This window comes from Ralstonia sp. SET104 (assembly GCF_003851545.1).
Classification (GTDB): Bacteria; Pseudomonadota; Gammaproteobacteria; order Burkholderiales; family Burkholderiaceae; genus Ralstonia.
In genome coordinates, this window is sequence record NZ_BHVX01000019.1 from 56,290 (window position 1) to 68,719 (window position 12,430).

Annotated in this window: 11 protein-coding genes; 1 reads left to right on the plus strand and 10 read right to left on the minus strand. The window is 63.3% G+C overall.

Features of this window, described 5'->3' with window-relative positions:
• Nucleotides 1–29 precede the first annotated feature (29 nt).
• The 8 genes from PSUB009319_RS19955 to PSUB009319_RS19990 all read right to left on the minus strand — a co-directional run bounded on the left by PSUB009319_RS19955 (nucleotide 30) and on the right by PSUB009319_RS19990 (nucleotide 9,331).
• Nucleotides 30–1,439, minus strand: coding sequence for a class I SAM-dependent RNA methyltransferase (locus PSUB009319_RS19955; protein WP_124383934.1), 1,410 nt, complete (start codon nucleotides 1,437–1,439; stop codon nucleotides 30–32).
• 15 nt (nucleotides 1,440–1,454) lie between these two features.
• Entirely contained in the window at nucleotides 1,455–1,877 is a 423-nt protein-coding gene (locus PSUB009319_RS19960) for a CopD family protein (protein ID WP_124383935.1), read from the minus strand.
• Between the two features lie 75 nt (nucleotides 1,878–1,952).
• Nucleotides 1,953–3,233 (minus strand): glutamate-5-semialdehyde dehydrogenase, encoded by a 1,281-nt coding sequence (locus PSUB009319_RS19965; protein ID WP_124383936.1) that lies wholly within the window; start codon nucleotides 3,231–3,233, stop codon nucleotides 1,953–1,955.
• A gap of 73 nt (nucleotides 3,234–3,306) precedes the next feature.
• On the minus strand, nucleotides 3,307–4,383 hold the full coding sequence (holA, locus tag PSUB009319_RS19970; protein WP_124383937.1) for a DNA polymerase III subunit delta: 1,077 nt from the start codon (nucleotides 4,381–4,383) through the stop codon (nucleotides 3,307–3,309).
• Between the two features lie 18 nt (nucleotides 4,384–4,401).
• The gene (lptE, locus tag PSUB009319_RS19975; RefSeq protein WP_124383938.1) at nucleotides 4,402–4,920 is read right to left on the minus strand and encodes an LPS assembly lipoprotein LptE; all 519 of its coding nucleotides are present in this window, start codon (nucleotides 4,918–4,920) and stop codon (nucleotides 4,402–4,404) included.
• 36 nt (nucleotides 4,921–4,956) lie between these two features.
• Nucleotides 4,957–7,602 (minus strand): leucine--tRNA ligase, encoded by a 2,646-nt coding sequence (gene leuS / locus PSUB009319_RS19980; protein WP_124383939.1) that lies wholly within the window; start codon nucleotides 7,600–7,602, stop codon nucleotides 4,957–4,959.
• Between the two features lie 178 nt (nucleotides 7,603–7,780).
• Nucleotides 7,781–8,572, minus strand: coding sequence for a 4-hydroxy-tetrahydrodipicolinate reductase (gene dapB, locus PSUB009319_RS19985; RefSeq protein WP_124383940.1), 792 nt, complete (start codon nucleotides 8,570–8,572; stop codon nucleotides 7,781–7,783).
• A gap of 102 nt (nucleotides 8,573–8,674) precedes the next feature.
• Nucleotides 8,675–9,331: an outer membrane protein assembly factor BamE gene (locus PSUB009319_RS19990; RefSeq protein WP_124383941.1), complete on the minus strand. Its 657-nt coding sequence runs from the start codon at nucleotides 9,329–9,331 to the stop codon at nucleotides 8,675–8,677.
• Nucleotides 9,332–9,484: 153 nt separating this feature from the next.
• Here PSUB009319_RS19990 and fur point away from each other — a divergent pair, with 153 nt between their 5' ends.
• Nucleotides 9,485–9,916, plus strand: coding sequence for a ferric iron uptake transcriptional regulator (gene fur, locus PSUB009319_RS19995; RefSeq protein WP_124383942.1), 432 nt, complete (start codon nucleotides 9,485–9,487; stop codon nucleotides 9,914–9,916).
• 72 nt (nucleotides 9,917–9,988) lie between these two features.
• On the opposite strand, the gene PSUB009319_RS20000 is transcribed toward fur, so the two are convergent.
• Together PSUB009319_RS20000 and gap are read right to left on the minus strand one after the other, a co-directional pair.
• Entirely contained in the window at nucleotides 9,989–11,032 is a 1,044-nt protein-coding gene (locus PSUB009319_RS20000; protein WP_124383943.1) for a LysR family transcriptional regulator, read from the minus strand.
• 314 nt (nucleotides 11,033–11,346) lie between these two features.
• Complete coding sequence (gene gap / locus PSUB009319_RS20005; protein WP_124383944.1) at nucleotides 11,347–12,345, minus strand: type I glyceraldehyde-3-phosphate dehydrogenase; 999 nt, start codon at nucleotides 12,343–12,345, stop codon at nucleotides 11,347–11,349.
• Between the last annotated feature and the right edge of the window lie 85 nt (nucleotides 12,346–12,430).

The window sequence follows — 12,430 nt, forward strand, 5'->3', positions numbered from 1 at the left end:
GCCTGCAGTTGCCGACACAACGCCGATGCTTATGCGTCGGCGTTGTCGTTTGAGGCGTCGCCCTTTGCGGGCCGCTCGGGGCGATCCCGCATGCCGCCCTTCACCATGTCGAAACGGAACAAACGGCATTCGATGTTGCCGTTGTAGAGCGGCGTGCGCTGCGATTCTTTCAACCGCATGCGCCGCGGCATCGACAGATCGCCGGTGAAGACGAAAGCCTTCCAGCCAGCGAACTCGCGCTTGAGCGTACCCGCAAAAGCCTGGGCGAATTCGTTGGCGGCCGCCTCTTCCTGCGGGTCAACCGGGGGCGGTGGCTCAGGTTGGCGCAGCTCACGCACGGGCCGGCGACCATCGTCACGCGGGGCGCCCATGGCGCGGCTGGCGCGCTCAAATACGGTGCCATCCTCCTCGCTCTCGCCTTCCGGCCGGCGACGGCGCGAACCTTGCGCACCACGCACGGCGATACGCTCGCCGTACGGCGGGTTCATCAGCAGCACACCGGCGGCCTCGAACGGCGGCTTGCCGAAGCGGGCATCAACCTGCTTGAGCATCGGCTCGCCGGGCAGACCGGCGCGCTGCCAGTTAGCGGCGGCATAGGCCAGCATGTCGGTGGAGATGTCGGAGCCGGCCACCAGCGGTGGCGTGCGACGCATGGATGCGGCGGCCGCGTCTGCGGCAGCTTCGCGCAGGCGCTTGAAGCATTTGGCGTCGTGGTCCTGCAACCACTCGCAGGCGAACGCGCGCTGGCCGCCCGGTGCAATGCCAAGCGCGCGCTGCGCGGCTTCAACGAGGAACGTGCCACTACCGCACATCGGATCGTAGAACGGCATACCGTGCGCGCCGGTCCAACCGGTCAAGCGCAGGATGCCTGCCGCAAGGTTTTCCTTCAGCGGCGCCTCGCCCTTTTCCTGGCGCCAACCGCGCTTGAAGAGCGGCTCACCGGTGGTGTCGAGGTAGATCGTGCAATCGGTTTCGGTCAGGTACGCGTAGATGCGTACGTCGGGCGAAACAGTGTCGACGCTGGGGCGTGCGCCCACGCGCTGGCGGAAGCGGTCACACACACCGTCCTTCACACGCAGGCCAACAAACTTCAGGCTCTGCAGTGGCGATTTGTGCGCGGTCACATCCACGCGGATCATCTCGTCGGGCGTGAAGTAATCTTCCCAGCGCTGCGCGGCGGCCAGCGCATAGATGTCGTCTTCCGAGCGATATCCGCGCGAGCCCAGGCGCATCAGCACGCGACTGGCGATGCGGCTGTGCAGGTTGACTGCATACGCCGCGCCCTGCGTGCCGAAGAAGTGCACGCCGCCCGGCACGGTGCGGCCCACCTCGAACGCGGCCAGCTCATCCACTTCGGGGCGGATGGCGATTTCGGCCAGTTCATCGGCCAGCGCCTGTTCCAGCCCACGGGGGCATGGCGCGAAGTAAGCAGTTGCCATCGGAAAACAAAAAAATCAGAACGGCTTCACGACCACGAGGATCGTAATCGCCAGCAACAACAGCACCGGCAGTTCATTGAACCAGCGGTAAAAAGTGTGCGAGCGCTTGTTGGCACCCGCCTCGAATTTGCGCAGCAGCACGCCGCAGCCGTGGTGGTAACCGATCGTCACCAGCACCAGTGCGAGCTTGGCGTGCATCCAGCCGTTGGGCGGCGTCAACCCGATGCGATACCCCAGGAACAGCCACAGCCCGAGCAGGATCGCGACGATCGCCAGCATGGTCGTGAAGCGAAACAGCTTGCGCGCCATGATCAGCAGGCGCGTGATGGCCGCACGCTCGGTTTCCATCGCGAGGTTGACAAAGATGCGCGGCAGATAGAACAACCCGGCAAACCACGATGCGACAAAGACAATGTGAAAGGCCTTGACCCAGAGCATGCGAACAGTCCCGTGAATGATGTGAGCGCGATCGGTTAAAGCATCGCGCGCCGCTCGTGTCGGCGCGCGATGGCATCAGGTGCGAATCTCGCCGTGCCCGAACACGACGTACTTGAGCGAGGTCAGCCCCTCGAGCCCGACCGGCCCGCGCGCATGCAGCTTGTCGTTGGAGATGCCGATCTCGGCGCCCAAGCCGTACTCGAAGCCATCAGCAAAGCGCGTGGAGGCGTTGATCATCACGCTGGCCGAATCGACCTCGCGCAGGAAGCGCATGCCGGTCGAATAGTTCTCGGTGATGATCGAATCGGTGTGCGCCGAGCCGTAGGTGTTGATGTGTTCGATGGCGGCGTCCAGGCCGTCGACGGTACGGATCGACAGGATGGGCGCGAGGTATTCAGTGTGCCAGTCGGCTTCGACGGCGTCCTTCAGGTTGCCGAACCCGGCGGCTTCCAGCGTGGCACGCGTGGCCGGGCAAACGCGCAGTTCGATGCCCTTCTCCTGATAAACCTTGACCAGCGGCGGCAGCGCGCGCGCAGCGATGTCGCGCGACACGAGCAGCGTTTCCATCGTATTGCACGGCGCATAGCGCTGCGTCTTGGCGTTGTCACACACGCGCACGGCCTTTTCGATATCGGCATCGGCGTCGATATAGACGTGGCAGATGCCGTCCAGATGCTTGATCATCGGCACGCGTGCTTCTTCCATCAGGCGCGCGATCAGGCTCTTGCCGCCGCGTGGCACGATCACGTCGACGTACTCCGTCATGGTGATGAGCTTGCCGACAGCGGCGCGATCCGTGGTGGCCACCACCTGCACGGCGTTTGCGGGCAAGCCGGCATCGGCCAGCCCTTCTTCGATGAGCGCAGCCAGCGCGCCGTTCGACTCAATCGCTTCGGAGCCACCGCGCAGAATGGTCGCGTTGCCCGACTTGATGCATAGCGCGGCCGCATCCACCGTCACATTCGGACGCGACTCATAGATGATGCCGATCACGCCCAGCGGCACGCGCATCTGCCCGACCTGGATGCCGGTCGGGCGGAACTTCATGTTGCTGATTTCGCCGATCAAATCCGGCAGCGCGGCGATCTGCTCCAGGCCCGCGGCCATGGTGTCGATGGCGCGGTCGGTGAGCGTGAGTCGATCGATAAAGGCAGCGTCCTGGCCGTTTGCGCGGGCGCGCTCGACGTCGCGGGCGTTGATCTCTTTGAGCTTGGCGGCATCGCGGCGCACGGCGGCGGCGATGTGCAGCAGCGCGCGGTTCTTCTGCGCGGTGCCGGCGCGGGCCATGCCGCGCGAGGCAGCGCGCGCCTGACGGCCGACCAGGGCCATGTATTCGTTCACGTCGAGCTGCTTCATGATGATCGCGACCGGCGAGCTGCCGGCAAATTCAGTGTAAGGACAATTCGGAGGCTTGCAACTGACGGTGCTGTCAGGCCGGCACCGGAAGACTGCCCGGCCGCGCAACGCGCATCGCCAGTTGCAGCAGGCCATCCCAAGGCTCGGCGGGCAGCGAGGGTTCACGCAAGCCCTTGACCTGTCGATCCAGCTTGGCGGCCATGGCCAGCGCGCCTTCCAGCTCGCGCTGCGACAGCCGCTGCGCCGCCTGCGGCACGAGCCGCTCGCGTGGGCCCCAAACCCGCAGCTCGCGCAGCATCGAAGCCACCGGCACGCCCCTCGCCATGCCCGAGGCGATTTTTGATAATACGCGAATTTCTTCGGTCAACGTCCAGAGCACCAGCACCGTGGCTTCGCCCTCGCCGCGCAAGCCCTCAAGCATGCGCACCAGGCGCGGCACGTCGCCGGCCAGCATGGCTTCGGACAGCTTGAACACGTCGTAGCGCGCCACGTTGAGCACCGCATCGTGCACATCATCGAATGTCAACACGCCAGGCGGGTGCAGCAGACCAAGCTTCTGGATTTCCTGGTGCGCAGCCAGCAAATTGCCCTCTACACGGTCGGCAATGAACTGCAGGGCGCGCCGGCCGGGCTCTCCGGGTTCCACGCGCTGCTGCTGGCGCGCCAAACGCTCACCAATCCAACCGGGCAGCTTGGTGCGGTCCACCGAATCGACCTTGATCGACACGCCCGCACCTTCCAACGCCGCAAACCACGCCGATTTGGCGGTCGCAAAATCCAGACGCGGCAGGGTGATCAGCGTGAGGGTGTCGGTGGCCGGACCAGACGGTGTACCCGCTGCCAACGCGCGCAATGCTTCGCCGCCATCCTTGCCGGGCTTGCCCGACGGAATGCGCAGCTCGACGATCTTGCGATCACCGAACAGCGACATCGATTGCTGCGCCTCGGTCACGCGGGACCACGAAAAGCCGCGCTCGACGCTCATCACCTCTCGCTCGGTAAAGCCGTGGGTGCGTGCGGCCTGACGCAGCGCATCAACGGCTTCCAGCACAAGCAGGTGCTCGTCGCCGTGCACCACATATAGCGGTGCCAGGCCTTTGGTGCCGGCCTGCTTGAGGTGCCCTTCGAGCGCGTCGAGCCGCAGTTGCATGACCAGAACGGCTGCCGCTTACGACGGCAGCTTCACGGCGGCCAGTCGCCGCACGAGCTGGTTGATCGTATCGCCCTGCATGTCGCGGTAGAGCGCCGCTTCTTCGTAGTCCTTGGCCAGCACCTGCGTCTCGTTGTACGACAGATCGCGGAACAGCGTGATTTCTGACGGCTGGATCAGCAGGTTGTCGTGTGCATCACGCAATTGGAAGCGGAAGCGATACGTGATGCGGTACTCGCGCACCACACCCTGCGGCGTGAGCGACGAGATGGTCTTCACACGATTTTCGGCCAACACGTCGAGCAGCGCATCGGCGTCTTTCTTGTCCGACACGATGATGGTGTCGGAACCGTTGTCAATCAGCCGGCGCAACTGTGCGCGCATCTGCGAGTTCTGCGGCAGATTGATGTACAACCGCTTGAAGGCGAAGTCGGTATTGCCCCGCATGTGGAAGCCGCAGGCGGACAGTGCCGGCAGCGCAACAGCCAAGGCAAAGACAAAGCGGCCAAAAGTGCGACGAGACAACGACATAACCATGCGTTCCTTGAGTGAGGCAGCCAATACAGCGGCCGATCAGGCCACCACGTTCACCAGACGGCCCGGCACCACGATGATCTTCTTGGGCGGCTTGCCTTCCGCAAATTTCTGGACCGCTTCGTCCTTGGCGGCAATGGCTTCGATTGCCGCGCGGTCGGCATCGGCCGGCACAACGATGCTGCCGCGCACCTTACCGTTGACCTGCAGCACGAGTTCAATTTCGCTCTGCACAAGCGCACCCTCATCGACCTGCGGCCACGGGGCGTCGAGCAGGTCGCCAAATGCACCGGCGTAGCCCAGTTCCGTCCACAGCACGTGCGTGATATGCGGGACCACCGGGTACAGCACGCGCAGCAGAATGCCAAGGCCTTCGCGGCGCGCATCGGCGCCGGCGTCCTTGGCGCCTTCCAGCGCGTTGAGCATCTTCATCGTCGCCGAGACGACGGTGTTGTATTGCAGGCGCTCGTAGTCGTAGTTGGCTTGCTTGAGCACGGTGTACAACTCGCGGCGCAGCGCGCGGTCAGCATCCGTTGCGCCGTCGAAATTGGCAACAACCGCGCCATTGCCATGCCCAGCGCGGATGACGTCACCATGCGCCACACCGAAGTTCCACAGGCGACGCAGGAAGCGCGACGCGCCTTCCACGCCGGCGTCATTCCACTCGAGCTGCTGCTCGGGCGGCGCGGCAAACATTGTGAACAGGCGCGCGGTGTCGGCGCCGTACTGGTCGATCAGCGCTTGAGGATCGATGCCGTTGTTCTTGGACTTCGACATTTTCTCCACGCCGCCGATCACCACTGGCTGGCCGTCGGCCTTGAGCGTGGCCCCCACCGGGCGGCCGCGCTCGTCGGTCTGCACGTCGACATCCGCCGGGTTGATCCACTGCTTCTTGCCCGACGCGTCTTCGCGGTAGTACGTCTCGTTGAGCACCATGCCCTGCGTGAGCAGGTTGGTGAACGGCTCATCGAACTTGACCAAGCCGAGGTCACGCATGACCTTGGTCCAGAAGCGTGCATACAGCAGGTGCAGGATCGCGTGCTCGATGCCGCCGATGTACTGGTCCATCGGCATCCAGTAATCGTTACGCGCATCGACCATGGTGGCGCCATCCGGACACGTATAGCGCATGTAGTACCAGCACGAATCGATGAAGGTATCCATCGTGTCGGTCTCGCGGCGCGCAGGCTTGCCACACGACGGGCACGTGCATTCCAGGAAGCGCGGGTCCTTGTTGAGCGGGTTACCTGTGCCGTCCGGCACAAGGTCTTCGGGCAGGCGCACCGGCAGGTCCTGTTCCGGCACCGGCACGACGCCGCAGCTTTCGCAGTGGATCAGCGGGATCGGCGTCCCCCAGTAGCGCTGGCGCGAGATGCCCCAGTCGCGCAGGCGCCAGGTGGTCTTTTTCTCGCCGAGATCCTTGGCGGCCAGGTCAGCGGCCACGGCATCGACGGCCTGCTTGTAGTTCAGGCCGTCGTACTTGCCGCTGTTGACGAGCACGCCGTGTTCCTTGTCGCCGTACCACTCGGCCCAGGTGCTCGTGTCGTACGGCTGGCCCTTCACATCAACAACCTGCTTGATCGGCAGGTTGTACTTGTTGGCGAAGGCAAAATCGCGCTCGTCGTGCGACGGCACGCCCATCACGGCACCGTCGCCGTAGGTCATCAGCACGTAGTTCCCGACCCACACCGGCACGGATTCGCCCGTGATCGGGTGCGTGACGGTCAGGCCGGTCGGCATGCCCTTCTTTTCCATGGTCGCCATGTCGGCTTCCATGACGCTGCCGTGCTTGCATTCGTCGATGAACGCGGCGAGCGCGGGGTTGGTTTGCGCGGCGTGCGTGGCGATGGGGTGCTCGGCGGCCACAGCGCAGAAGGTCACGCCCATGATGGTGTCGGCGCGCGTGGTAAAGACGTACAGCTTGCCGTCGTTGATCACTTTGCCGTCGTCACCCGGGATGCTGTGCGGGAACGCAAAGCGCACGCCCTCGCTCTTGCCGATCCAGTTCTGCTGCATCAGCTTGACGCGCTCGGGCCAGCCCAGCGGGTCGAGGTCGGAGAGCAGCTCCTGCGCGTATTCGGTAATGCGCAGGTAGTACATCGGGATCTCGCGCTTTTCCACCACCGCGCCCGAGCGCCAGCCGCGCCCGTCGATCACCTGCTCGTTGGCGAGCACGGTCTGGTCGACCGGGTCCCAGTTGACGGTGCCGGTCTTGCGGTAGGCGATGCCCTTTTCGAGCATCTTCAGGAACAGCCACTGGTTCCAGCGGTAATAGTCGGGGTCGCAGGTGGCAACTTCGCGCGACCAGTCGATCGCCAGGCCCATCGACTGCATCTGGCGCTTCATGTAAGCGATGTTGTCGTAGGTCCAGGCGGCAGGCGCTACGCCATTGTTGAGCGCCGCGTTTTCCGCCGGCATGCCGAAGGCGTCCCAGCCCATCGGCATCAGCACGTTGTATCCCTTCATGCGCAGTTGACGCGTCATCACGTCATTGATCGTGTAGTTGCGCACGTGGCCCATGTGCAGCTTGCCCGACGGATACGGCAGCATCGAGCACGCATAGAACTTGGGCTTGTCCGAGCCGTCGGCGGCGCGCGCGTGTTCGATCACGCGGTAGGCGTCTTTGGCCTGCCAGTGTTGCTGTGCCTGCTGTTCGACGTCGGACGGGGAGTATTTCTCTTGCATGGTGACGGTACGCCCGGGGTGCCTCGGGCGATTGCAGCCTCGCGCAACGCGCGCGCGGCCAGAGTGAATGACGGAAAAGGCCCGATTATACCGTCGCCATCCACCCCATCCGGGCGATGGCAACGCTGCAAAAAAGCGCCGGACAGGCCTGCCAGCGCCCTTTTCCTGCCTGGTCGGCTTACAGGCCGAGCACGTCGTTCATGTCGTAGAGGCCCTTCTTGCCGGCCACGTACACTGCCGCACGCACAGCACCTTCCGCATACGACTGGCGCGTGTTGGAGCGATGCGTGATCTCGATACGCTCGCCGTCGCCAGCAAACAGCACGGTGTGGTCACCCACGATGTCACCGCCGCGCACGGTGGCAAAGCCGATGGTGCCCAGTTCGCGCGGGCCGGTTTCGCCTTCGCGCGCATAGACGGCGCGATCAGCCAGCTTGGTGCCCTGCGCCTCTGCCACGACCTCGCCCATCTTGAGCGCAGTGCCCGACGGCGCATCGATCTTGTGCTTGTGGTGCGCTTCGATGATCTCGACGTCGTAGCCCTGCGCCAGAATCTTGGCGGCCACTTCGATCAGCTTGAAGGTCGCGTTCACGCCCACGCTCATGTTGGGCGCCCAGACCACACCGATCGACTCGCCGTAGGTCTTGAAGCTGGCCTTTTGCTCGGCCGTGAAGCCGGTCGTGCCGATCACCACAGCCGTACCCAGCTCACGCGCGACATTCAGGTGGTTGAGCGTCGCGTCCGGGCGGGTGAAATCGATCAGCACATCAGCCTGCGAGAGCCCCGCGCGCACGTCGTCAGTGACGATCACGCCCGTGACCTTGCCCAGCTTGGCGCCGGCATCCTGGCCTACGGCCTCGCTGCCGGTGCGGTCCAGCGCGGCGCCCAGCGTCACGCCCGGGGTGCGCAGAACAGTGTCGATCAGCATCTGGCCCATGCGGCCCGAGGCACCTGCAATCGCGATTTTCATGTCAGTCAAAACAAGAGAGAAAACGGTCGTAGAACGCACAAGCGGCGGAACCCGTCCGCCGCTCGCTCGAAGATGGTATGCCGTGCGCTGGCTACACGCGCTTCAAGGCGCTGAGGTGGCCGGCGGCGGAACGCTGGTGTCCGTACTGCCACCGCCGGTGTGGTGCTCCGGCAGCGGCACGTCTACGCTGTTCCTGGAGCCGGTGGTCGACTGCACACGGTCACTCACTTCGGCCGACGGAATCGACGGTGCGCGCGCTGCCGGCGCAGCCCCTGCTGCAGCCGCGGCTGCAGCAGCATCCTTCTTCGGACGCTTGATGCCATCGATCTCCGAGATCAACTCGCTTTCGGACGGGAGGTCTTCGGCCCCCACCCACTTGGCGAGATGGTCGCCGTCAAACCACACGGTCAGCTTGCGCTCCTGCACAACGGCCGTGTTGCCGCGCTTGAACGAGAAAATGTAGTCCCAGCGGTTGGCGTGGAACATGTCCGTCAGGAGCGGCGTGCCGAGCACGAAGCGCACCTGGTCACGCGTCATGCCTTCTTTGAGTTGCGCAGCCTGCTCGCGCGAGACAAAGTTGCCTTGCACGATATCGATACGATACGGCGTGATGGCACTGGCGATCTTGCGCGTGGTGCTGTCATAGGTGCCGCATCCGGCCAGCAACGCCGACGCAGCGAGCATCGCACCCACCAACAGGCCACCACGGCGGGCGGCATGGGCAAAACAAACTGGACTGCGCGCAAAGGAAAAGGTCATGAGCGATCGGCCTTCAAACGGTTCCGGGCGGGCCCGGTACGGGAGGATTTGGCGACGGCCCAAACGCATCTTGCAGGCCCGTCAATAGGACTTTTGCCGCCAAAACCCTTATGATTGGAATATCCGAACATTGTACTCTAGGGAGCGTGGCGCATGCCGAGTCCTGCAGACCTCAAGAACATCGGTCTGAAAGCCACGGTGCCGCGGTTGAAGATCCTCGAGATCTTTCAGACCAGCGATGAGCGCCACATGAGCGCTGAAGACGTGTACCGCATCCTGCTCGCCGAGCAAATGGACATTGGCCTGGCCACGGTCTATCGCGTGCTGACGCAATTCGAGCAAGCGGGACTGCTGTCGCGCAACAACTTCGAATCCGGCAAGGCCATCTACGAACTCAACGAGGGCAAGCACCACGATCACCTGGTATGCCTCGATTGCGGTCGCGTGGAAGAATTCTTTGATGCCGAGATCGAACAACGCCAGCAGAGTATCGCGCGCGCGCGCGGCTTTGCGCTGCAGGAGCATGCGCTATCGCTCTACGGCAACTGCACGAAGGAAGCCTGCCCGCATCGGCCGAAGCGCTGAAGCGTTGAAGCAAAAAAGAAACGGCCGCATCATCTGCGGCCGTTTTTCATTGCAGTGCAGAGATGGCGGACATCAGGCAGACAGCCGCGTCTCATCCTCCTTTTCTGCGTCGCCCTGGCCACCCTTCTCGCCCTTGCCCGGCTCGTTGGCCTGCACGGACGGATGAGCCGGTGTGCCGGACGCCTGGCCGGTGTATTCGGCCACGACCTGTTTGAAGAGCTGTCGCGCCCACACCAGCATCGGATGCGTGTTGCGGCTGCGGTGCCACAGCATGTTCAAGCCCAACACGGTCTCGAGCTCTGCCGGCAGCGGGAACGCGTTGAGGTCGTACATCTTGCAGACCATGTCCTTCATCAGCGAGTTGACCGTGAAGATCATATCGGTCTGCGCGGCAACTTCGCCCTGCGTGCGCCAGCTGTGCACGGTCATGGTCGAGTTGCGCTTGAGGCCGCGCTGCTGCAAGGCGTAATCCAGCGGAATGAGCGACGGCGCAACACGGCTGCCGGGGCTGCCCTGCGCAATGAAGATGTGCTCGCAGTCGAGATATTGCTCGAGCGTGCAGCGATCCCCCAGGATCGGGTGTTCCTTGCGCGCGCAGACCCACATGTTGAAGGAGGTTACGACCTCTTCCATGATCTCGGAGTGGCGCGTGGGGAACGGGGAGAACGCCAGATCCAGTTCGTTGGCGCGCATGGCGGCCACGTCGGCTTCCCACGAAGACGATTCCGTCAGGCGCACCTGCAATGCCGGCGCGAGACGCTTGATGCGCAGCAGGAAGCGATCGAACAACGCATCGCCCAGCGTGCCGGCAAAGCTGACGTTGAACGTGCCAGTGGCTTCAGCCGGGTCAAACGTGTCGATGTCGCCCTCGTTGATGGCGGCCCACAGATCGAGCATTTCGCGCACCTTGGGACCAAGCTCCAGGGCCTTGGGCGTGGGCGTCAGGCCATGCGGGACGCGGATGAAGAGGGGATCGTCGAAGATCTCGCGCAGACGGCCCAGCGAATGAGAGACAGCCGGTGCGGTCATGTGCATTTTTTCAGCCACGTAGGTGGCGTTGCGCTTGCTGAGCAGCTCAACAAAAATCACCAGCAGCTTGGTGTCGACATTGACCATGGGACGCCTTGGCTCAAACACGTTGAAAAACTGGGAAGGCAACCATTGCCAAGGCAACGGGCCGAATGCGACGTAAAAGGCCGCTACATCACAATGTAGTATTTGTTCAGTGTACGGACTGGAACCCGATTTTCAAAGTGAATTCCTGTGGTCCGAATTGGAAATTTGCGTATTCGCAAACGTTTTCGTTGCAGTCCATAACAAAGGCCCGGCAGACGGCTAGGCAGCGGCGCAGTGCTGCGATGACGCATCCGCTTCGCTCGCCCATGAAAAAACGCGCCCGAAGGCGCGTTTTTTCTTTGCAGTTGGCAGGATTACTTGCCCACCACGCGAGCCATTTCCAGGCACTTGTTGGAGTAGCCCCATTCGTTGTCGTACCAGCTCACGACCTTGATGAAGGTGCCGTCCAGCGCGATACCGGCTTCAGCGTCGAAGATCGAGGTGCGCGCATCGCCGCGGAAATCCGTAGCAACGACCTTGTCTTCGGTGTAGCCCAGCACGCCCTTCAGGGCACCCTGGCTCTGCGCCTTCATTTCGGCGCAGATTTCAGCGTACGTGGCAGCGCTTTCCAGTTCAACGGTCAGGTCAACCACCGACACATCGGAGGTCGGCACGCGGAACGACATGCCGGTCAGCTTTTTGTTCAGTTGCGGGATCACCACGCCCACGGCCTTGGCAGCGCCAGTGCTCGACGGGATGATGTTTTCCAGAATGCCACGGCCGCCGCGCCAGTCCTTGTTGGACGGGCCGTCAACGGTTTTCTGCGTGGCGGTGGCAGCGTGCACGGTCGTCATCAGGCCGCGCTTGATGCCCCACTTGTCGTTCAGCACCTTGGCAACCGGCGCCAGGCAGTTGGTCGTGCACGAAGCGTTCGAAATGATCGCTTCGCCCTTGTACGTTTCGTGGTTCACGCCGTACACGAACATCGGGGTGTCGTCTTTGGACGGGGCCGACATGATCACCTTCTTGGCGCCCGCGTCGATGTGCTTCTGTGCGCCTTCCTTGGTCAGGAAGATGCCGGTCGACTCGATCACCACGTCGGCGCCGACCTCGCCCCACTTCAGCTCAGACGGGTCCTTCACTGCGGTCAGGCGAATCTTCTTGCCGTTGACGACAAGCGTGTTGCCGTCGACCGACACTTCACCGTCGAAGCGGCCGTGCACCGAGTCGTACTTCAGCATGTACGCCAGGTAGTCAGGCTCAAGCAGGTCGTTGATGGCAACGACTTCGATGTCCTTGAAGTTGGCCGCGGCGGCGCGGAACACCATGCGTCCAATGCGGCCGAAGCCGTTGATGCCGATCTTGATGGTCATGGTCAGTCTCCTGATAGCAGAAATGAAATCGACGATGCGATACAAACCAACACGGCACCTCATGGGTGCCGCGTACGCAAATTCA